Origin of the sequence: Streptomyces albiflavescens, from assembly GCF_014645835.1 — a bacterium.
GTDB classification, from domain to species: Bacteria; Actinomycetota; Actinomycetes; order Streptomycetales; family Streptomycetaceae; genus Streptomyces; species Streptomyces albiflavescens.
Genome location: NZ_BMMM01000011.1, coordinates 260,308 through 281,973, shown reverse-complemented (window position 1 = coordinate 281,973; position 21,666 = coordinate 260,308). Strand labels below are relative to the sequence as shown.

The window sequence follows — 21,666 nt, the reverse complement described above, 5'->3', positions numbered from 1 at the left end:
TTTGCCCCGGCGTCGGAGTGAGTGTCCGGATACAAGAACGGCCACCGGCTGATCTTCGAGATGTCGAAGCTCGAAGGAGATCAGCACGATGACCGCACCCGACAGTGTGTCCCTGCACCACCCGACCGACGCGCCGCCGGCTGTGGACATCGCGACCCGAGCGCCAGGGTGAGTGGTACCCCGGTACCAATCACCGCCCGAAGATTCCCCCGCGGTCCCAGAGATCGGGCCTGCCTCGCTCCTAACTTCGAATGCAGACACCGCGGTGCATCCGCGGCCGAGTTCGAGGCAGGAAAGGCCCACTCCCATGATCGAAGCGCGCGAGCTGACGAAGCGGTACGGCGACAAGACGGTCGTCGACAACCTGAGCTTCACCGTGAAGGCCGGTGAGGTGACCGGTTTCCTCGGCCCCAACGGCGCGGGCAAGTCCACGACCATGCGCATGGTCGTCGGGCTGGACTCCCCCACCAAGGGGTCGGTCACCGTGGGCGGCCGGTCCTATGCCAAGCACGCCGCACCGTTGCACGAGATCGGCACCCTGCTGGAGGCCAAGTCCGTCCACCCCGGGCGTAGCGCCTTCAACCACCTGATGGCGCTCGCCTACACCCACGGCATTTCGCGCCGCCGGGTGGACGAGGTCATCGAGCTGGCCGGGCTGACCAGCGTGGCCGGCAAGCGGGTGGGCGCCTTCTCGCTCGGCATGGGCCAGCGGCTCGGCATCGCCTCGGCGCTCCTGGCCGACCCGGCGATCGTCATGCTCGACGAACCGGTCAACGGCCTCGACCCCGAGGGCGTGCTGTGGGTGCGCAACCTGCTGCGCGGGCTCGCCGACGAGGGCCGGGCCGTGATGCTCTCCTCGCACCTGATGAGCGAGACCGCCCTGATCGCCGACCACCTGGTGATCATCGGCCGGGGCCGGCTGCTCGCCGACACCACCGTCGACGACTTCACCCGGGAGGCCAGCGGCGGAGGCGTGCGGGTCGCCACCACCGAGGCCAGGAAGCTGCGCTCGCTGCTGGCCGGCCCGGACATCACGATCAGCTCCTCCTCCGCCGAGGAGCTGCTGGTCACCGGACGCGACGCCCGGGAGATCGGAGCGATCGCCGCCCAGCACGGGGTGGCCCTGTACGAACTCACCCCGCAGGCCGTCTCCCTGGAAGCGGCGTTCATGGACCTCACCCGCGATGTCGTCGAGTACCAGAGTGCTCCGGCCGACACCGAACGAAAGGCCGCCTGATGCCCGCCACCGCATTGCGCCGCAACCGGCGCCCCGGCAAGCACCAGAACCTGTCCGCGGCACCCGATCCAAAGACGCCTACCACCCCCACGACGAAGTACAAGGTGACCGGCATCCGCGTTCTGCGCTCGGAGTGGTCCAAGTTCTGGACGCTGCGCTCGACCTTGATCACCCTGGGTGTCGCGGTGTTCCTGCTGGTCCTTTTCGGGGCGATCGCGTCCTACACCTACAGTCCCGACGCCGTCGCGACCAGCGGGCCGCCCGGACCGGGGAGCTCCAGCGGCGACAGCAACGCGGTCAGTCTGGCCGTGACCGGCGTGTCCTTCGCTCAGCTGGCCATCGGCGTCCTCGGGGTGCTGCTGGCCGCGGGCGAGTACAGCACCGGCATGATCCGCTCCACGCTCGCCGCGGTGCCGCGCCGACTGCCCGTCCTGTGGTCCAAGGCCGCCGTGATCGGCCCGATCGCGCTGGTCCTCACCACCCTAGGCGCACTGGCCGCGTTCCAGCTGGGCACGCCTGGCCTGGACGGCGAGAAGATCGCACTGTCCCTGGGGGACGACGGCGTCCTGCGGAGCCTGGCCGGCGCCGGCCTCTACCTCGGGCTGGTCGCCGTCTTCGGTGTGGCTCTGGGCGTGCTGCTGCGCAACTCCGCCGGAGCCATCGCCGCCCTGGTCGGTGTCCTGCTGATCCTGCCCGGCCTGGCCTCGCTGCTGCCCGACTCCTGGTACGACACCCTCAGCCCCTACTTCCCCAGCAACGCGGGCTCGGCCGTCTACGCCCTGCACCAGTCCTCCGACGCACTCTCGCCCGGGGCGGGACTCGCGGTGTTCGCCGGCTGGGTGGCACTGACCCTCGCCGGGGCCGCCTACCGGCTCGTCAAGACCGACGTCTGACCAGAGCACAAGGACAATGAGGACAATGGTGTCCATGAGTGCGCACCGTCCGGCAGCCGCCGCGGACACCGCCCAGGGGGCGGCGGCCCTGCCGTCCCCCGGCTTCGACGCCGCCTGGGCGCACCCGCTACTGGGGCGCCTGCTGCGCGACCAGAGCCGCCGGCAGCGGCTGGACCGTCGCCACCCGTGGCTGCTCGACACCGCCGTGGTGCTGATCGTCGTGGCGGTGAGTCTGCCCGACCTGCTCTGGGGCAACGGCGCCTCGCCCTTCGGGGACACGGACGCCCGCGACCAGCTGCCCGCCGCCGTCCCGTTCGCCCTGGCCGCCGCACTCGCCGTCCCGCTGTGGTGGCGCCGCAGGGCCCCCGCCATCACCTACTTCGTGATCGCGTCGGTTTCTCTTGTCCAGTGGTCACTGGGCCTCTGGCTGCCGGCGGGCATCGGGGCGCTCATCGCCCTGTACACCCTGGCCCGCAACGGTTCCCTGCGAGTACTGGGCTGGGCCGCCGCACTGACCGTCGCCGAACTGCTGCTGGCCGTCTTCCTCCTGGTGCCGATCGAACATCCGCTGCTCGGCAGCTTCTTCCTGCTCGGCACGGCGACCGCAGCCATCGCCATCGGCCTGACCCTCCGCATCCGCCAGATGTACCTGGGGGCCCTGGAGGACCGCGCCAAACGCCTGGAGATCGAGCAGGACCAACGCCTCCGGCTCACCGCCGCCGCCGAACGCTCCCGGGTCGCCCGCGAGATGCACGACATCGTCGGCCACAACCTCTCCGTCATGGTCAGCCTCGCCGACGGCGCCGCGACCCTCGCCGCCAACCGGGGCGAGCAGTCCACCGACGCCCTGCGCATCCTCGGCGACACCGGCCGCCAGGCCATGAGCGAACTGCGCCGCGTACTGGGCGTCCTGCGCGAGGAGCGGGACGGCGAACAGTTGCTCAGCCCGCAGCCGGCCATCGGGGACCTCGACCCGCTGCTGACGCGGGTACGCGCGGCAGGACTGGCGGTCACCTACCGGACCGTGGGCAACCTCGACTCTCTGAGCAGCGGCGTCCAACTCACCGTTTACCGCGTCGTCCAGGAATCGCTGACCAATACGATCAAGCACGCGGGAATCGGATCATCCGCCGATGTCACCATCGCCGTTGAGGCGGGAGAGGTGCGGATCCGGGTCGCCGACACCGGTGTACCGCCAGGGGCGCCTCCGCGAGCCAAGCCGAAGACTCAGAACAACGACCCCGGGCACGGTCTCGTCGGCATCCGCCAGCGGGCCGCCATGTACGGCGGCACCGTCATCGTCGGGCCGCGCGAGACCAGCCACGGCTGGACGGTGGACGTCGTGCTCGACGTACCCTCCGCACCCACCCCGCCGGCACCAGGAGTGCAACCGTCATGACCACCGTGCTGATCGCGGACGACCAGCCCCTCCAGCGCATGGGCGTCCGCATGCTCCTCGAAGGGACCCCCGGCCTGGAACCGGTCGGCGAGGCCGAGCACGGCGCCGAGGCGGTCCGCCTGGCCGCACAACTGCGCCCCGACGTCATCCTCATGGACATCCGCATGCCCGGCATGGACGGCCTCGAGGCCACCCGCCGCATCATCGCCGCAGGCGGCCGCACCCGCGTCCTCATCGTCACCACCTTCGACCTCGACGAGTACGCCTACGAAGGCCTGCGCGCAGGCGCAAGCGGCTTCCTGCTCAAGGACGCCCGCCCCGAGGAACTCGTCGCCGGCATCCACGCCGTGGCCACCGGCGACGCGGTCGTGGCCCCCCGCCTGACCCGCCGCCTGCTGGACGCCTACGCCCACCAGGTCCTCGCGCCCGCCGACGCCCCCGCAGCCGACGACCCCCGGCTGCGGACCCTCAGCGACCGCGAACGCGAGGTCCTGATCGCCATCGGCCAGGGCTGGACCAACACCGAGATCGCCGAACGCCTCGTCCTCACCGAGTCCACCGTCAAGAAACACGTCGGCCGCGTCCTCGCCAAGATCGGCGCCCGCGACCGCATCCAGGCCGTGATCACGGCCTACGACGCCGGGCTGGTCAAGGCGAAGTCGTAGCCCGGGTGCGTCCGGCACACGCCTGACATACCCCATCGTGCCTTCCTGCTCCGTTCCACAGGAGCATTCCGAGTTTAAGTGAACGAAACAGTTTCGTTCACTACCCTGCTTTCCTCGCATGCACGACGCAGTCATCCCCCTCATCTCATGGAGAAGACAGGCATTGGTCTCCGTACTCGTCGTCAACGACCAATCTCTCCAGCGCCACGCCCTACGCCTGCTCCTGACAGCGGAGCCCGACCTGACCGTCATCGGGGAAGCCACGGGTGGGAACGAGGCGGTCCTCGCCAGCACAGCCCTCCGCCCCGATGTGGTCCTCCTGGACAGACAGTCATCTGTCCAGGGGGGCGGACAGTCTTGAGACCATCCGGCGCATCGCACGACCTTCACGCCTCCCCGGCGCCCCTGAACCCGCCCAGGCCGAACATCGCACCCCTCGCGTATTGGTTGTGACCGCAGTCGGCCAGGAGGGATACGCCTACGCTGCCCTGCGCGCCGGAGCCGGCGGATTTCTCGTCAACGACGCGGAACCAGAGGAACTGACCGCAGCCATCCGCATCGTGGCCGCCGGTGACGCCGTCATCACCCCAGGCCTGACCCGCGCGCTCATAGACGCCGTCCGGCAGCAGCGCACCACCCACCCACTCCATCAAGCTTCCGGGCTCGACACGCTCACCGGTCGGGAACACGATGTGCTCATCGCCGCCGCCTCCGGCTGGTCCAACGCCGAGATCGCCGAGCGGCTGTCCATTGCCCCGACGACCGTCAAAACCCACGTCAGCAACATCCTCGCCAAGATCGGCGCCCGAGCCCGCGTCCAGGCGGTGGCCTTCGCCTACGAGTCCGGCCTCATACGGCCCGCGGCCTGATGCACGGTGTCCACAGAGCCGGCCGAAGCCAGCACCCGTGTGCACCGGTCATCCCTTGAGCGTCGCTGGTTCAAGCGGGCTGGTCGGCGTCGGTTGGTCGGCGAGTCTTGGGAGCAGGATCCGGAACGTGGCGCCCTGACCGGGGGTCGAGTCGACCACGACGTGTCCCGCGTGGGCGGTGACCAAGGATTGGACGATGGACAGGCCTAGGCCCGCCCCGCCGGTGGCGCGGTCGCGTGAGGTGTCGGCACGGTAGAAGCGCTCGAAAATACGGTCGCTCTGCTCCGGCATGAGCCCCGGGCCCTCGTCGGCCACCTCCAGGACGGCGTGGCCGCCGACCGTCCCGACGCCGATCCGCAGAGGCGTGCCGGACGGGGTGTGGGCGACGGCGTTCCCGACCAGGTTGGTGACAACCTGACGCAGCCGGGCCTCGTCGGCGAGGGCCGGCGCGAGGGCGGGTGGGCCCTCGCCGCCCGGACCGGTGAGCGTGACGGCGCGGGACGGGTCCAGAGCGCGTACGTCGTGGAGGGCGTCGGCGGCCAGGGTGCGCAGGTCGGCGGGGGCGAGGTCGAGATCCGGCGGGCCCCCGGGCACGCGGGAACCGGAAGACTTGCCCGTGGTCTTCAGCGCGTGTTCGTCGAGGCGGGCCAGCAGGAGCATGTCCTCAATGAGCCGGGTGAGACGTTCGGACTCGCGGGCGATGCGGTCCATCGTGGCGTCGACATCCTCCCGCTCGGGCAGGGCGCCCATGCGGTGCAGATCGGTCAGGCCCTTGATGCCTGCGAGCGGGGTGCGCAGCTCGTGGCTGGCGTCGGCGACGAACCGGCTCATCCGCGCCTCGGACTCGGCGCGGGCGGCGAAGGCGGACTCAAGCTGCCCGAGCATGCCGTTCAGCGCCGCCGCCAGACGCCCCAACTCCGTCTTCGAACCGGCCAGTTCGGGCACACGACGAGAGAGGTCGCCGCCGGCGATCTCGGCTGCTGTCTCTTCGATACGGGACAGCGGACGCAGCCCGGATCGGACCGCGAACCAGCCGGCCACGGCCAGGACCGCGAGCAGGCCAAGTCCCGTGCTCTGGTAGATCCGCCACATGCGGTTCACCGTGCTGTCCACCTGGGTCATCGTCGTCGCCACGAGGACGCTGCCGGACTTGGAAGGGTTCGTCGTTGCGGCGCCCGGCAGACGGGCACCGGTGATCCTGGGCACGGCGATCACCCGCCAGCGGGTGTCGCCCTTCGTGCCGGCGACGGTGAAGGGGCGGCCGTCGCGGGCGATGACCGCGGCGGTGTTCATCCGGGGCAGTACAGGGCCTCGTGCCTGGTCGGTCCGGCTGGTCCCGGCGAGGGAGTCGACACTGGTCTCGACCGTGCCGTCCTTCGTGACGTAGGTGATGACGGGGTTGCCGAGGACGTCCGTGCTGAAGTCACCGAGGCCGGATGGCGGCTTTCGTACGGCGCCGTTCGCCGCCGCTGTGGGCGGAACCAGGGCGAACACCTGGGCGGCGGCGCGCAGTTGCGCGTCGACGCGGTCCGCCATGTAACCACGCAGGGCGTTGCCGGTGACCAGGCTGAACGCCGTGAAGCCGAGCGTCAGGAGCGCGACAGCAAGCAGCAGCACCCGGCTGCGCAGCGACGCCCTCGTCCACACCCCAGGCATACGGGAGCTGGTCACGACTTCGGCCCCCGCAGCACGTACCCGACGCCGTGCACGGTGTGGATGAGCTTGGGACCGCCGTTGTCGATCTTGCGGCGCAGATAGCTGATGTAGGTGTCGACGATGCCGGTGTCGCCGTTGAAGTCGTAGTCCCACACGCGCTGGAGGATCTGCGTCTTGGAGACCGTGCGTCCGGCGTTGGTCATCAGGTAGTGCAGCAGCCGGAACTCGGTGGGCGACAGCCGCAGCGGCTCTCCCGAGCGGGCCGCCTGCATTCCCTCGGGGTCGAGTTCCAGGTCGGCGGCTCGCAGCAGTGCGGTGGGGTCGCCGCTGGTGCGGCGCAGCACCGCGTGGATCCGCGCGATCAGCTCCTCCAGGTCGAAGGGTTTGGTCACGTAGTCGTCGCCGCCCAGGACCAGCCCCTCGATCTTGTCCCGGGTGCCGTCGCGGGCGGTGAGGAACACGACGGAGACGTGTCCGGTCTGGGGCCCCGAGGCAGGGCGGTGCTGCCCGCGCAGCCGCCGGATCACCTCGAAGCCGTCCAGGTCGGGCAGCATGACATCGAGCAGCACCAGATCCGGTGTGACCTCCCGCGCCCGGTCCAGCGCCTCCTGACCCGTCCCAGCCGCGGCGACGGTGAAGCCTGCGTGCCTCAAGGCCGCACACAGCAGCTCCCGGACGGTGGATTCGTCGTCCACCACCAACAGATTCACATCTCTGGCATGCGTCAGGTTGAAGTCGCTTCCAGCACCGGTGCCAGGCCGGGCAGCACGCTCAATTGCAATCAAAGGGGGCCTCCAGGCAACCGGGAACATGCTCCCGGCCCCGCCACAGATAGGGGGCACGGCGGAAAACGCGCAGCGCACGGCAGCCGGGATCCTGCACGGCAGGATACGGAACCGTCCTGTCTTCGCCGCATAAAGTCCGCTGTCACCGTGCCCCGAACGCACCGCGCGCAGCGGCCAACAGACTCCCGCCGAACCCGGCCAGCCCTCCGACGAGCAGCCCGAAGGCGAGCGTCCGCAGCACGCTGCCGCTCAGTTCGACGCTCATTCCTCCCATCTCGCTGCCGAACATGCTGACGCCGAAGTTGCCGGATGCCCCCACCAGCCAGGCCGCCGCACCCATCACGACCGCTGTGACGACACCGAACCGCTGGGCCATGCCGAGGTGCCCGGCCAGCGGTCCTCGGTAGGGGTGCAGCGGAACGAGGTGGGCCGGGTTCGTGGCTCGGGCCGCCCGGTAGGCACAGCAGACCAGGATGAGTGCGGTCACCGTGAGGGCCGCGAGCCACAGGGGCCAGCCGCCAAGCACCAGGGACCTCAGGTGTTCGGTACGGTCGGTCTGCTGGCCGCCGCCCACGGCCCCAGTGCTCCCGCCCATGCCGCCCATCAGAGCGGCGAGCGGGTTGCTGCTGTCGCTCTGCACCGGATGCATCTCGGCCGTCCACGAGGAACCGACGCCCAGGGTCAGGAACACCGCAAGGGCGTTCGGGGCGAGCAACAGGGCGGCACCCGCCGCCGAGCCCGCCTTGCCGGCGACCACAGACCCGACGACGGCCAAGGCCACCAGCGGCACGGCCGCCAGGATGAGGACCGTACGTACGACAGCCGACAGACTCCGGCCCCAGCCGCTGCGCAGTCGGTCCAGCGCGCCGCCCAACGGCAGCCGCACGCGTCGGCTGATCAGGCATCCCACACCGAGCACGACGGCCACCCACAGCACCGCACCGAAGCCTGCCGACCCGGCGCTCACGTGGTACGTCACGGCCATCTGGGTCCCCGAACCACCGCCCATGAGACCGCCCAGACCACCGCTGCCACCGCCCATGAGCTCACCAAGGCCGCCGCTCCCTCCGAAACCCTCGGCAGCCTGGCCGCCGCCGGCGCCCCCCATGCCGGTCATCGCCGACGCGGGCATGGTGGCCGATCCCTTCGCAAGAGCAGCCACCATCATGAGCGTGAAAAGCGCCGCACTCGCCGCTCCAGCCGCCCGGACGGCCAGTTCACCGGCGGTAAACCGCCGCTGCTGCCCATAGCCCAACCGCCGGGAGAAGGCGATCCACAGCACGACGGCGCCGACGAGTGTGACGCTGAGCGGTACGACATCGGCCGCACCGCTCAGCGACGGGCTCATGCCACCGCCACCACCGCCGAACAGGGAGGCCAGGCCGCCCATCGACCCGCTGTCCCCGGACACATCAGAACCGGCACTGGCCGAACCGCCGACGGCCATAGCCGTCAGAGCCATGGTCAGCGACCAGACCGAGCCGCCAGATCCCGGGTCGAGCAACATCAGCGCGAGCGCGGACACGGCCGCCATGGCGACCACCGCGCACAGCGCCGCCGCCGCCCCTTCCACGAAGTTCTCCCACGGCCCGACGAACTGCACCGGCACGGTACGGCGTGGCGGCCGGGGGGTCGTACCGGACCGCGGACTGGTTCCGGCACCAGGCCGCGGACTGGAGCCTGGCTTGGTCTGGAGACGGGGCGTGGTGGCGGCCATGCAGAACAACTCCGCTTCGTTCACGAGGAGACACGCGGCGCCGGACGGGGGAGAGTGCGGCGCCGCGTGCCCATGGGGACCCGCACACAGTGGCGGTTGCGGATACGACGTTCCCGAGAGGTTCTGGGAGATTCCTGAGAGCCGACGGAGAACGACGCAGGTCACAGCACACCGACGGCCGAAGTCCCGGCCCGCTTCTCAGAAAGTTCCCAGAACTGCACTGACAGCCGTGGCAAGGCATCGCCGCTCACTCCGAGAAGACCGCCACCAGCTGCCTGCCCGGACTCCACATCGCAGGCTCGTCCTCTGGTCCGCCCGCTGATCCAAACGAAAGCCCCTACGCTACGTGCCGGCCGGACGACCGGAGCAGTGCCGGAAGACTGCAATATCGCGTGTCATCGATACGACGAGACTGCCGTCGTGCGCCACTGCAAACGTGCTGCAGGCTCGGCACGAAAAAGCACTGTCGCGTGCGTAGATCCCAGACACCCGGGGTCGCGCTGCTGATGACGGCGATCGGGCGCCCGTCCAGGACAGTGCATGCCACCGCCGTCACCGGAGTATCCAATGCGGTCAGGGGCTCTCCAAGATCGCGTGGCCGGTGGCCACATCCCGCACAAACACTTGGCCGCTGGTGTCGTCACGGTCGCGGCCCGAGCCACGTGCATCGAGGTGATGCGCCGGCACCTCTGAGCTCTGACAGTGATCTTGGTGCCAACTACCCCTCTTTTTGTGCCAACTAAAAATCCTCGTCACACCAGGTGACGTCCCCGTCAGAGCCCCGCGATCGCGTTCCAGCGCTTGGCGAACTCCGTGCGTTCGGTCGACGTGATGTCACGGGCGATGGCGAGGCGGCGCCGCATGGTGGCGTCGGGGAAGATCAGCGGGTCCTCGGCGAGGGCGGCGGTGTCCTCGTCCTTGGAGGAGGCGAGGACGTCCTGGGCCGCGGGGACCGGGCAGACGTAGTTGACCCAGGCGGCCAGCTCGGCGGCGACCTCCGGCTCGTAGTAGTAGTCGATGAGCTTCTCCGCGTTGGCCTTGTGACGGGCCAGGTTGGGGATCATCAGCGATTCGGCCCACAGCTCGGCGCCCTCCTCGGGGACGACGAAGCGGATGTCGGGGTCGTCGGCCTGAAGCTGGATCACGTCACCGGAGTACGCCTGGCAAGCCAGGACATCGCCGCTGGAGAGGTCCTTGATGTAGTCGTTGCCGGTGAAGCGCCGGATCTGGCCGCTGTGGACGTGCTTCTCGACCTGGTCGCAGACCCGGTGGAAGTCGTCCGCCGTCCACTGGGTGATGTCGACGCCGTTGCCCTGCATCAGCAGCGCGAACGCCTCGTCCAGGCCGGAGAGAAGGGTGACCCTGCCCTTGAGGTCGTCGGCCCAGAGGTCGGAGACGTGCTTGATCTCGCGGCCGACCTTGCGGTGGTTGTACGCGATGCCGGTGATACCCGACTGCCACGGCACGGAGGACTTGCGTCCCGGGTCGAAGGCGGGCGAACGCAGCAGCGGGTCAAGGTACTTGGTGACGTTCGGCTGCTTGGCCCGGTCCATCTCCTGGACCCAGCCGAGGCGGACGAAACGCGCGCACATCCAGTCGCTGATGACGATCAGATCGCGGCCCGTCCCCTGGTGGTTCATCAGGGACGGGCTGATCTTGCCGAAGAACTCGTCGTTGTCGTTGATCTCCTCGATGTAGTCGACGGAGATCCCGGTGCGCTTCTCGAAGGCCTCCAGCGTGGGCCGCTTCGTGGTGTCGTTGTCGTCGGTGTCGATGTACAACGGCCAGTTCGCCCACGTCAGCCGCTTGTCGCGGGCGGAGAGATCGGCCCCGGCCCGGTCGCCGGGTGACACATAGGCGGCGGGCACCCCGCATCCGGCCAGGGCGCCGAGCGCGGCACCACCGCCCAGGGCGCGCAGCAGGGACCGGCGGGACAGGGGCGAGGTCTTCCGAATCACGGACACGCGGGCAGCATGCCGCCCCCGCCCATGGCCGGACAATGGACGCTGCGTCGACCGGTCGTCCCGCGACCCGACACCCTGTCGATCGGTTGGCAGCGGTCTGATCAGGTCGTACGGCGTCCCATGGCGACCGGCGGCGCACGAGTCGGTGCGTACCTCGGGAGCGTGACCTGCACGCTCAGGCCCGCCCTCCGCGCGTGGCCACGCCTCGACCCTGCCGCAGTGTGCGACGGTGACGGCCGCGACGATGGCCAGGCCCAGGCCCAGGCCGTCGCGCCCGTGGACCCGTTCGGCGCCGAGGCGGCGGGAGGGCTGGAAGAGCCCGGTCACCTGGTCGGGCGGGATCACCGGACCGGTGTCGGCGATCCGGAGCACGGGCTGCCCGCCTTCCACCCCGGTCCACAGGCGGACCCAACTCTCCACACCTTCGGGAGGGTTGTGGCGTACGGCGTTGTCGGTGAGGTCGACCGGGCACGTCACTGCACATCCAGCCCGGAAAGCCCGCCGGGCAGTCGGACCTCCCGTCCCTCACCGGCGTCGGCGAACTCGCCTGACCACCGCGGAGGGGGAACACCGCGGCCCCGGACGGGATCAACTCCCGTCCGGGGCCGCGCGGTTCACGCCGTACGGACTACGCGTCCAGCGACGTCATCACGTGCTTGATGCGCGTGTAGTCGTCGAAGCCGTACCCCGACAGGTCCTTGCCGTAGCCGGACTTCTTGAAGCCGCCGTGCGGCATCTCGGCGACCAGCGGGATGTGCGTGTTGATCCACACGCAGCCGAAGTCGAGCGACTTCGACAGACGCATCGCGCGCCCGTGGTCCTTGGTCCACACCGAGGAGGCGAGGGCGTAGTCGACGCCGTTGGCCCACTCGATGGCCTGGGCCTCGTCCGAGAAGGACTGGACGGTGATGACCGGGCCGAAGACCTCGTTCTGGATGATCTCGTCGTCCTGCTTGAGGCCGGAGACGACGGTCGGGGCGTAGAAGTAGCCCTTCTCGCCGACCTGCTTGCCGCCCGCCTCGACCTTGGCGTGCGCGGGGAGGCGCTCGATGAACCCGGCGACCTGCTTGAGCTGGTTGGGGTTGTTGAGCGGGCCGTACAGCACGTCCTCGTCGTCCGGCTGACCGGTCTTCGTGTCGGCGGCGGCCTTGGCGAGCGCGGCGACGAACTCGTCGTGGATGGACTCCTGGACCAGGACGCGGGTGGCGGCCGTACAGTCCTGGCCCGCGTTGAAGAAGCCCGCGACCGAGATGTCCTCGACGGCCTTGGCGATGTCGGTGTCCTCGAAGACGACGACCGGGGCCTTGCCGCCCAGCTCCAGGTGGACGCGCTTGAGGTCCTTGGACGCCGACTCGGCGACCGACATACCGGCGCGCACGGAGCCGGTGATGGACGCCATCGCCGGGGTCGGGTGCTCGACCATCGCGCGGCCGGTGTCGCGGTCGCCGCAGATGACGTTGAAGACGCCCTTGGGGAGGATGCCGCCGATGATGTCGGCGATCAGGACGGTGGAGGCCGGGGTGGTGTCCGACGGCTTCAGGACGACCGTGTTGCCCGCGGCGAGCGCCGGGGCGAACTTCCATACGGCCATCATCATCGGGTAGTTCCACGGCGCGACCTGGGCGCAGACGCCGATCGGCTCACGGCGGATGATCGAGGTCATGCCCTCCATGTACTCGCCGGCCGAGCGGCCCTCGAGCATGCGGGCGGCGCCGGCGAAGAAGCGGATCTGGTCCACCATCGGCGGGATTTCCTCGGAGCGGGTGAGCCCGATCGGCTTGCCGGTGTTCTCCACCTCGGCCGCGATGAGCTCCTCGGCCCGCTCCTCGAACGCGTCCGCGATCTTCAGGAGGGCCTTCTGGCGCTCGGCCGGGGTCTGGTCGCGCCAGGCCGGGAAGGCCGCCGCGGCAGCGGCCATCGCGGCGTCGACGTCCGCCTGGCCGGAGAGCGGCGCGGTCGCGTACGCCTCGCCGGTCGCGGGGTTGACCACCTCCGTGGTCCGTCCATCGGCGGCATCGCGGAACTCTCCGTCGATGTAATTGCGCAGACGACGCAGCTCGGTGCTCACTGCCCGGCCCTCCTGTCGGATGTCCAACGACTCAGGTGTCCACTACCTGAGATGCCTGAGACCCCACCCTAATCCGTGCCTCCACGTTTTCAACACCCCCGATCGCCCCAGAACTGCGAAATCCGCAAGACACGTCCTCGTAAACAACGAATTTCATCGCTGCGGCCTTGCGGAACTGTCGAGACGTCGTGCACAGTGAGGTCGTGGCCAGTCGAAGCGCAGACCCCAGGGACTCCCGCGAGTCCAGGAACGGCAGTCCCCAGCTGGACGCCGTCTCCCTCGCCATCATCGAGCAGCTGCAGCAGGACGGACGCCGCCCGTACGCCGCGATCGGCAAGGCCGTCGGCCTCTCCGAGGCGGCCGTGCGCCAGCGCGTCCAGAAGCTGCTCGACCAGGGCGTGATGCAGATCGTCGCCGTCACGGACCCGCTCACCGTGGGATTCCGCCGGCAGGCGATGGTGGGCATCACTGTCGAGGGGGACCTCGAGCCTGTGGCCGACGCTCTCACCGCCATGCCGGAAGTCGAGTACGTGGTGATGACCGCGGGCTCGTTCGACCTCCTCGTAGAAGTCGTCTGCGAGGACGACGACCACCTGCTGGACGTCATCAACAAACGCATCCGGGCGCTGCCCGGAGTGCGCTCCACCGAGAGTTTCGTCTACCTGAAGCTCAAGAAGCAGACCTACATGTGGGGAACCCGATAGCCGTGAGCACCAAGGATCTCAGCAGGACCGCGTACGACCACCTGTGGATGCACTTCACCCGCATGTCCTCGTACGAGAACGCGCCCGTTCCCACCATCGTCCGTGGTGAGGGCACCTACATCTACGACGACAAGGGCAAGCGCTACCTCGACGGTCTTGCGGGTCTGTTCGTGGTCCAGGCGGGCCACGGCCGCACCGAGCTGGCCGAGACCGCCTTCAAGCAGGCGCAGGAGCTGGCCTTCTTCCCGGTGTGGTCCTACGCCCACCCGAAGGCCGTCGAGCTGGCGGAGCGACTCGCGCACCACGCCCCCGGCGACCTGAACAAGGTCTTCTTCACCACCGGTGGCGGCGAGGCCGTCGAGACCGCGTGGAAGCTGGCCAAGCAGTACCACAAGCTCAACGGCAACCACACGAAGTACAAGGTCATCTCGCGTGCGGTGGCCTACCACGGCACCCCGCAGGGCGCCCTGTCCATCACGGGCCTGCCGGCCCTGAAGGCCCCCTTCGAGCCGCTCGTCCCGGGCGCGCACAAGGTGCCGAACACGAACATCTACCGCGCCCCGATCCACGGCGACGACCCCGAGGCCTTCGGCCGCTGGGCCGCCGACCAGATCGAGCAGGAGATCCTCTTCGAGGGCCCGGAGACCGTCGCCGCCGTCTTCCTGGAGCCGGTGCAGAACGCCGGTGGCTGCTTCCCGCCGCCGCCCGGCTACTTCCAGCGCGTGCGCGAGATCTGCGACCAGTACGACGTGCTGCTCGTCTCCGACGAGGTCATCTGCGCCTTCGGCCGCCTCGGCACGATGTTCGCCTGTGACAAGTTCGGCTACATCCCGGACATCATCACCTGCGCCAAGGGCATGACCTCGGGCTACTCCCCGATCGGTGCCGCCATCGTCTCGGACCGGATCGCCGAGCCGTTCTACAAGGGCGACAACACCTTCCTGCACGGCTACACCTTCGGCGGCCACCCGGTCTCTGCGGCCGTGGCGCTCACCAACCTCGACATCTTCGAGCGCGAGGGCCTCAACCAGCACGTGCTCGACAACGAGGCCAACTTCCTGCAGACGCTGCAGAAGCTGCACGACCTGCCGATCGTCGGCGACGTCCGCGGCAACGGCTTCTTCTACGGCATCGAGCTGGTGAAGGACAAGGCCACCAAGGAGACCTTCACGGACGAGGAGTCGGAGCGCGTGCTCTACGGCTTCGTCTCCAAGAAGCTCTTCGAGTACGGCCTCTACTGCCGCGCCGACGACCGCGGTGACCCGGTCATCCAGCTGTCGCCGCCGCTGATCTCCGACCAGTCGACCTTCGACGAGATCGAGGGGATCATCCGTCAGGTGCTGACGGAGGCGTGGACGAAGCTGTAGTCCGCTCCAGGAAGCTCCGGCCTTCCGGCTGACTGATCAACACCGGCCCCGGTGCCGCCCGTTCGAGTGAGAATGGGCGGCCCGGGGCCGCGTGCTGTCCGGCCTCCCGGCCCCGACTCCCTAGCGTGCGCAGTGACCGATCGGCCCTGCCTTCGTTCCCCCGACCGGGGGACTGAGCGACCTTCCCCAGGCCGCTCGGGCAGCGCAAATCCGATCTGAACCGAGGTGTACGCGATGGTGGCCCCGCCGGACAACGACGTGCTCTGGGCACGCGCCCTGCACGTCAAGCACAACGGCTCGCCCGCGCTCAGCGGTGTCTCGCTCGGAGTCCGCGAGGGCGAGATCCTGGCCGTCGGCGGCCCGCGCGGCAGCGGCAAGACAACCCTGCTCCAGTGCCTGTCGGGCCAGCTGCTGCCGCAGCAGGGCGAGGTCTGGTTCAACAGCGTGCCCGTGCACACCATGGGCCCGCTCAGCCGCGAACGTCTGCGCCGCGACCGCTTCGGCTGGATCGACCCGGCCCCCGTCCTGATCCCCGAGCTGAACGCCTGGGAGAACGCCGCGCTGCCGCTGATGCTGCGCGGCACCGGACGCCGGGCCGCCAAGAAGACCGCCCTGGAATGGCTGGAGCGGCTCGACATCGGGGACTGCGCCCGCAAGCGCCCGCACACCCTGCTCCAGGCCGAGCGCCAGCGCGTCGCCATCGCGCGGGCACTCGTCCCCGCCCCCACTGTGCTGTTCGCCGACGAGCCGACGGCCCCGCTGCACCGCGCCGACCGCGCCCATGTGCTGCGCACCCTCACCACGGCCGCCCGTTCCCACGGCATCACGGTCGTCCTCGCCACGCACGACGCGGACACCGCCGCGCTCGCCGACCGCACGGTGTCACTGCTCGACGGACGGCGTGTGAACACGGTCCACCTGCCCCCGGTCACCGAGACGGAAGGCCGAGCCGCGTGCTCGCTCTCCGTCTAGCCCGCGGGGCCCAGCCCCTCGTCCAGCTCCGCCGGCTCCTGGTCGCCACCGCATCCGGGGGCACCGGCTTCCTGCTGCTGTGCACGCTGGGGTACGCGATGACACATCCGGACGCCTCGGCCGCCAGCTCCCTGCGCCTGGCCTGGTGCGTCGCCCCGCTCGCCGCCACGGTGTACTTCGCCGTCGCGGTCGCCCGCACCGACCCCGGCACCCGCCCACGGCCCGGCCTCTCGGCCATCGGCCTCGGCCCGAGCCGCCTGATGGCCGTCTCCGCCGCCACCACGGCCCTCTCCACCACCCTGGGCTCGATGCTGGCGCTGCTCGTCTTCCTGCACCTGCGCGGCGATCTGACGGGCATGCCGTTCGACGGCGCGGCCGCGGAGTTCCTCGCCGCCGACGCGTCCCTGCCGCTGCCCGCGGCCCTCACCCTGCTCAGCCTGGTCCCGATCGCGGCCTCCGTGACGGTGGCCCTGGTCCTGCGGCCGCACGGCGGGAAGCCGGAGGGCGCCATGCGGTCGTACGGCCGCACCTGGCTCACGGCACGGCAGAACGCGACCCGCCAGGCGACCGGCCGCGGGGCCCGGCAGGGCGGGCGCCGAGCGGGGGGCGAGCGCGGCGCGTCCGCTCCCGCCGACGTGGCCACCGTCGCCGACGGCCCCGAGCACGCGGGTGCGCACGACGGCACGGACGCCCTCGTGGCCCCGGGCACGCGCTCCGGCGCCCACGGACGCGAGGGCTCCGGTGTCCACGAGGACGCGGCAGCGTACGCCGGTGGCGACGCCCACCGAGGCCCGGGCACCGACACCCACGACCTCTCCGGCACCGATCACGACACGGCCGCCGCCCTCGAAGGCTCCGACTTCCACTGGACCGCGGAGGCGTACGCCGACGGGGACGCCCACCAGGACGACTCCGGCCTCCGCTCCTCCGACCTCCGCCCGGCCGCACTCGCGCACCGGCACGCGGCCGCCGACGACCGGGCCGGCGACCCGACCCCGTACGGCGCATCCGACGCGTCCGACGCGTCCGTCAGATCCGACCCTGCGGGCAGATCCGACCCTGCGGGCCGTGCCACAGCCCCCGCGTCGGCCCCCCGTCGGCTTCCGCCCCTGGAGTCCACCCCGAGCGGCCTCCCCTGGGGCGCGGCCGCGCTCGCGGCGGGCCTCGCCGTGGAGACGTACGCGAGCCCTTCGGGCCGCCCAGCGCCCGGGCTCGCGCTGCCCGGCGGTTTCGTGGGCGGGCCGGGCGGGGTGCTGGTCGGCTGGGTGCTGACCGCGGTCGGCCTGGCGCTGGCGGGGCCGGCCATCACGTACCTGTGCGGACGGCTGCTGCAGGCGGTGCGGCCCGGCGCGCTGCGGCTGCTCGCCGGGCGGGTGCTGCAGGCGGAGTCGCGGCGCATCGGGCAGCCGCTCGGCGTGGTGTGTGCGGTGGCGTCGGGCGGATTCGCGATGGCGACGCTCTACAGGGGCGCGCGCCCGGACTTCGGGCCGCTGACCACGCTCGGCGCCCTGCTGGTCGCCGGGTGCACGCTGCTGACCCTGGCGACGGCGGCGGTCGAGGCGAAGCAGGCGCGCGCGGACACCACGGCGGCGCTGCTGCGGCTCGGGGCGCCCACCGCGATGCTCCGCGGCGCCGTGGCCCTGCGCATGGGCGCGCTGCTCGCCGTGTTCGGCCCACTGACCTGGGTGGTCGCCGAGCTGGCCGCGCTCCCCCTGGTCCGCTGAACCTCGTACGGAATGAGTCCGCCGAACCTCGTGCGAAAAAGCTCGCGCCGAGCGATGAGTTTCGCGCGGACCTCCGGTCTACCCCTGCGAGCAGCACATCACCGACGGGAGACCTCAGATGTACCAGCAGATGATCTTCGTGAACCTGCCCGTGGCCGACGTGGACACCTCGAAGAAGTTCTTCACGGAGCTCGGCTACACGATCAACCCGCAGTTCACGACGGACGACTGCGCCTGCGTGGTGATCAGCGACACGATCATCGCGATGATGCTGAGCAAGCAGCGCTATGCGGACTTCACGAAGAAGCAGATCGCGGACTCGACGAAGACCAGCGAGGTGCTGCTGTGTCTGAGCGCCGAGAGCCGCGAGAAGGTCGACGAACTGGTCGACGGCGCGATCGCGGCGGGCGGCACGGCCACCGGCGAGACGCAGGACCACGGCTTCATGTACGGCCGCGCCTTCGACGACCCGGACGGCCACACCTGGGAGGTCATGTGGATGGACCCGACGGCGGTCCAGGGCTGATCCCCGGCCGGCACGGTACGCGGCGCACGTGCGGGGCGGGCCGGGCACGCGGTACGGGGGTCCGCGCGTCCGCGTCGGACGCCGCGCCCAGGGCCTGTCGTCACATTCCCGTCGTCGCCCGAAGGGCGGCCCCGCGGCGTCTGGTGCGTGCTCTCGGCGTGCCGGGCGGAAGTCCTCGTACTGGACGTACTTGGGCTTTCGTCCGGTGCGGCGAGTGGGGGCACCTCCCACGCCGTTAAGGCAGTGGGGGAGCGTGCCAGGCGTCGCGGGGCAGACGGGAATGTGACGACAGGCCCTAGCATGGGCGCGTGCAGCCGACACCTCTCCACGCATCCCGCGACCGTGAGATCGAGTCCCTCGCCGAGTTCGACGAGGTCGTCTCGGCGGGCGGCTCGCTCGCCCAATTCCGTGTTCAGGCAATCGACCTGACGGACCGTTCGGCAGAGCTGCTCGCCGTCGACACCGCGGGCGCCGTCTTCCTCGGCTGCCCGATGGACCCCGAGACGGCGGCAAAGGTCAGGGCCGCGGGCGCGTTGGTCTTCCCGCCCGTGCCCGGCCTGCCCTTCGACCCGTACCGGGGCCTGCTCTACTCCCCCGACGAGCTCTTCGGATCCCTCGACGCGGGCTACGAGGCGACGCCGGACGCCCGCGCGTACGCCTGGTTCCAGCGCACCAAGGCCGACGGAGACATATTCGCGTCGATGCTGCGGGCGATCCATGACGACTCCGTCTCGGACGCGCTCGACGAACTCCTCGTCGGCGCCCGGGTGGTCGGCGTGATGGGCGGCCACGCGATGGCGCGCGGCACACAGGAGTACGAGGGTGCCGCGCGCCTCGGCCGTGAGCTGGCGCGCGCCGGTTACACGGTCGCCACCGGAGGCGGCCCGGGCGCGATGGAGGCGGCGAACCTCGGCGCGTACGCGGCGCCCTTCGAGAACTCGATGCTCACCGAGTCTCTCCAACTCCTCGCCAAGGCACCGTCGTTCGCCCCTTCGGTGACCGACTGGGCGCGCGCCGCCTTCGACATACGGGAGCGCTGGCCCTCGGGCGGTCCCTCGGTCGGCATCCCCACCTGGTTCTACGGCCACGAGCCGCCGAACGCCTTCGCCGAGCACATCGCCAAGTATTTCGCCAACGCGACCCGTGAGGACGGACTGCTGGCCCGCTCGAACGCGGGTGTCGTCTTCCTGCCGGGCGCCGCCGGGACCGTACAGGAGATCTTCGACAACGCGACTCCGAACTACTACGAGTCCCGTGGCGAACCCACCCCCATGGTCCTGGTGAACCGGGCGCATTGGACCGAAAGACACCCCACATGGCCGCTCCTCCAGTCGCTGGCCCGGGAGCGCCCGATGGAGTCGCGCATCGCCTTGGTCGACCGGATCGAGCACGCTCCGGAAGCGCTCAAACGCCTCGGTGGTTAATGACAAGGCAAAGCCAACCGCCGGGCAGGGCATATGCATTGACAGCCCTTAGGCGGCGCTTATAAACCTGTGAGACTCCTGGGGGCGCTGTTGTCGCAGAACCCCCACCCACCCCCCGCAGTTGCGCATTCTGTGAAGGGCAATCGTGTCCATATCTCGCCGTACCGCACGTTCCGTGCGAATCCTCGGTGTTGCCTCCGCCTCGGCCGCGCTCGCGCTCGGCGTCGCGGGCAACGCACTTGCTTGCAACATCCGTGACTTCTCGGCCGTCGCCTCCTGCGACGACAACGGGAAGGGCATCATCACCGTGACCGACACGGACGCCTCGGGCAAGGAGGCCACCGTCTCGGTCTTCCTTGAGTCCAACGGCGCCGACGCGAAGAAGATCGGCGAGCAGACGGTCACCGGCACCCGCGAGGGCGCGACCGTCACGTTCTCGGAGGACTGGGCGCCCAACGCCCAGTACCGCGTGCACATCAAGGCCGGGAACATCGTCGACGCGGACATCTCGCCGGCTCTGACCGCGCCGTCCGAGGCGTGCAAGTCCACCGAGACGCCGAAGCCTTCGGAGACCCCGAAGCCGTCGGAGACTCCCAAGCCGTCGGAGACCCCCTCGGACACGCCGACCCCGTCGGCCTCCGAGAGCACCACTGCCCCCGCGACGACGGGCGACAACTCCCCGTCTCCCGCGGCCGGTGACTCCAACCTCGCCGAGACCGGTGCGAACTCCAACACCCCGATGATCGCCGGCATCGCCGGTGCGTTCGTCGTGGTGGGCGGCGGAGCGGTGTTCTTCGGTATGCGCCGCCGTGGCGCGTCGAAGGCCAACTGACCCGCACACACCGCACGCACGCGTGGCCCGTCCCCCCGGGGGGCGGGCCATTCGCGTACGGCTATCCGAACGTCGCCCGCTGCAGCCAGAAGTCCAGCAGCTCCCGCTCCCCCAGTACCTCCAACCGCCCGCCGTCCAGCGGCAGTCGGCGATAGAAGCCGAGCAGTACGTCGGTGAGCGGGCCGCGCAGCGCGACGGTCGCCTTCTCATGGCCCCGGCGCCATCGGACACCGTTCTCGGTGAGCTCCACGACCCACTCCGCGTTCAGCTCGGGGGTGGTGTCGGTGGCGTGCAGGTGGATGCTGCGGCCCGGACCGCGCAGCTCGGCCGCCGCCTCGTGCGGCTGCGTCCGCTGCACGAACTCGACGATCGCGAGCCACTCGTCGATCGCGTCCACGGCCACGTCGGCGTCGACCACGTACGGCAGCCCGGCGGCCAGCGACGCATCGGCCCGGTGGATCGCCAGCTCATGCGTCATCCGGCGCGCCCAGAAGCCGGAGTTGAGGACCCCGGCCCACGCCCACACCCGTGTGTCGGGCCCCGCCTCCCGCAGCGTGCCGACGAGCATCTCGCCGGTCTCCGCGAGCCAGGTGTCCAGAGCCGCGGAGTCGCCCTCGGCCGCCGGACCGCCGACGAGCGGAATCCTGTCCTCGGGGACGTTCTCCTGCGCCCGCGTGCGGACGATGAATTCGACCCAGCGCAGCGCACCGCCCGTGTGCCGCACGAGCTGCTCCAGCGACCATTCGGGGCAGGTCGGCACGGTGGCGGACAGGTCGGCGCCGTCCGAGGCCACCGCGTCCCTCAGCTGACGTACCTGCAGCTCGATCGCGTCGCAGTAGCGGTCATGTCCGAGTAGCGTCATGA

17 protein-coding genes and 2 pseudogenes are annotated in these 21,666 nt (G+C 70.3%); 12 read left to right on the top strand and 7 right to left on the bottom strand.

Annotation, left to right across the window (positions count from 1 at the left end):
• Positions 1–307 precede the first annotated feature (307 nt).
• From IEY95_RS28560 to IEY95_RS28540, 5 genes and pseudogenes are all read left to right on the top strand, one after another.
• Positions 308–1,237, top strand: a complete 930-nt coding sequence (locus IEY95_RS28560; protein ID WP_189189021.1) for an ABC transporter ATP-binding protein — start codon at positions 308–310, stop codon at positions 1,235–1,237.
• The gene (locus tag IEY95_RS28555) at positions 1,237–2,130 is read left to right on the top strand and encodes an ABC transporter permease (RefSeq protein WP_189189020.1); all 894 of its coding nucleotides are present in this window, start codon (positions 1,237–1,239) and stop codon (positions 2,128–2,130) included. The genes IEY95_RS28560 and IEY95_RS28555 overlap by 1 nt, the downstream gene beginning before the upstream one ends.
• A gap of 34 nt (positions 2,131–2,164) precedes the next feature.
• Entirely contained in the window at positions 2,165–3,529 is a 1,365-nt protein-coding gene (locus tag IEY95_RS28550) for a sensor histidine kinase (RefSeq protein WP_189189019.1), read from the top strand.
• Positions 3,526–4,194 (top strand): response regulator, encoded by a 669-nt coding sequence (locus IEY95_RS28545; protein WP_189189018.1) that lies wholly within the window; start codon positions 3,526–3,528, stop codon positions 4,192–4,194. Before IEY95_RS28550 ends, IEY95_RS28545 begins: the two co-directional genes overlap by 4 nt.
• 163 nt (positions 4,195–4,357) lie before the next feature.
• Positions 4,358–5,063, top strand: a pseudogene (locus IEY95_RS28540) (LuxR C-terminal-related transcriptional regulator).
• Between the two features lie 48 nt (positions 5,064–5,111).
• Here IEY95_RS28540 and IEY95_RS28535 read toward each other — a convergent pair.
• From IEY95_RS28535 to IEY95_RS28515, 6 genes and pseudogenes are all read right to left on the bottom strand, one after another.
• Positions 5,112–6,719 carry a sensor histidine kinase gene (locus IEY95_RS28535; RefSeq protein WP_189189105.1) on the bottom strand — a complete coding sequence of 536 codons (1,608 nt, stop codon included), beginning with the start codon at positions 6,717–6,719 and terminating at the stop codon, positions 5,112–5,114.
• 11 nt (positions 6,720–6,730) lie between these two features.
• Complete coding sequence (locus IEY95_RS28530) at positions 6,731–7,414, bottom strand: response regulator transcription factor (protein WP_373294561.1); 684 nt, start codon at positions 7,412–7,414, stop codon at positions 6,731–6,733.
• Positions 7,415–7,646: 232 nt separating this feature from the next.
• The gene (locus IEY95_RS28525; protein WP_229703436.1) at positions 7,647–9,107 is read right to left on the bottom strand and encodes a streptophobe family protein; all 1,461 of its coding nucleotides are present in this window, start codon (positions 9,105–9,107) and stop codon (positions 7,647–7,649) included.
• Positions 9,108–9,994: 887 nt separating this feature from the next.
• Complete coding sequence (locus tag IEY95_RS28520) at positions 9,995–11,185, bottom strand: ABC transporter substrate-binding protein (protein ID WP_229703440.1); 1,191 nt, start codon at positions 11,183–11,185, stop codon at positions 9,995–9,997.
• A gap of 201 nt (positions 11,186–11,386) precedes the next feature.
• A pseudogene (locus IEY95_RS50210) lies at positions 11,387–11,662 on the bottom strand (sensor histidine kinase); the annotation flags it as partial.
• A gap of 151 nt (positions 11,663–11,813) precedes the next feature.
• Positions 11,814–13,253 (bottom strand): gamma-aminobutyraldehyde dehydrogenase, encoded by a 1,440-nt coding sequence (locus tag IEY95_RS28515; protein WP_189189014.1) that lies wholly within the window; start codon positions 13,251–13,253, stop codon positions 11,814–11,816.
• A 188-nt stretch (positions 13,254–13,441) separates the two neighbouring features.
• Between IEY95_RS28515 and IEY95_RS28510 the strand changes: the two genes are divergently transcribed.
• The 7 genes from IEY95_RS28510 (at position 13,442) to IEY95_RS28475 (ending at position 20,802) form a co-directional block, all read left to right on the top strand.
• Positions 13,442–13,957, top strand: coding sequence for an Lrp/AsnC family transcriptional regulator (locus IEY95_RS28510; RefSeq protein ID WP_189189013.1), 516 nt, complete (start codon positions 13,442–13,444; stop codon positions 13,955–13,957).
• Positions 13,942–15,324, top strand: a complete 1,383-nt coding sequence (locus IEY95_RS28505) for an aspartate aminotransferase family protein (protein WP_189189012.1) — start codon at positions 13,942–13,944, stop codon at positions 15,322–15,324. Before IEY95_RS28510 ends, IEY95_RS28505 begins: the two co-directional genes overlap by 16 nt.
• A gap of 234 nt (positions 15,325–15,558) precedes the next feature.
• The gene (locus IEY95_RS28500) at positions 15,559–16,296 is read left to right on the top strand and encodes an ABC transporter ATP-binding protein (RefSeq protein WP_189189011.1); all 738 of its coding nucleotides are present in this window, start codon (positions 15,559–15,561) and stop codon (positions 16,294–16,296) included.
• Complete coding sequence (locus tag IEY95_RS49275; RefSeq protein ID WP_229703435.1) at positions 16,278–18,020, top strand: hypothetical protein; 1,743 nt, start codon at positions 16,278–16,280, stop codon at positions 18,018–18,020. The genes IEY95_RS28500 and IEY95_RS49275 overlap by 19 nt, the downstream gene beginning before the upstream one ends.
• 118 nt (positions 18,021–18,138) lie before the next feature.
• Positions 18,139–18,546, top strand: a complete 408-nt coding sequence (locus IEY95_RS28485) for a VOC family protein (protein ID WP_189189010.1) — start codon at positions 18,139–18,141, stop codon at positions 18,544–18,546.
• Positions 18,547–18,854: 308 nt separating this feature from the next.
• On the top strand, positions 18,855–19,970 hold the full coding sequence (locus IEY95_RS28480; protein ID WP_189189009.1) for an LOG family protein: 1,116 nt from the start codon (positions 18,855–18,857) through the stop codon (positions 19,968–19,970).
• A gap of 175 nt (positions 19,971–20,145) precedes the next feature.
• Positions 20,146–20,802, top strand: a complete 657-nt coding sequence (locus IEY95_RS28475; protein WP_229703434.1) for an LAETG motif-containing sortase-dependent surface protein — start codon at positions 20,146–20,148, stop codon at positions 20,800–20,802.
• 61 nt (positions 20,803–20,863) lie between these two features.
• On the opposite strand, the gene IEY95_RS28470 is transcribed toward IEY95_RS28475, so the two are convergent.
• Positions 20,864–21,664 carry a maleylpyruvate isomerase family mycothiol-dependent enzyme gene (locus IEY95_RS28470; RefSeq protein ID WP_189189007.1) on the bottom strand — a complete coding sequence of 267 codons (801 nt, stop codon included), beginning with the start codon at positions 21,662–21,664 and terminating at the stop codon, positions 20,864–20,866.
• Between the last annotated feature and the right edge of the window lie 2 nt (positions 21,665–21,666).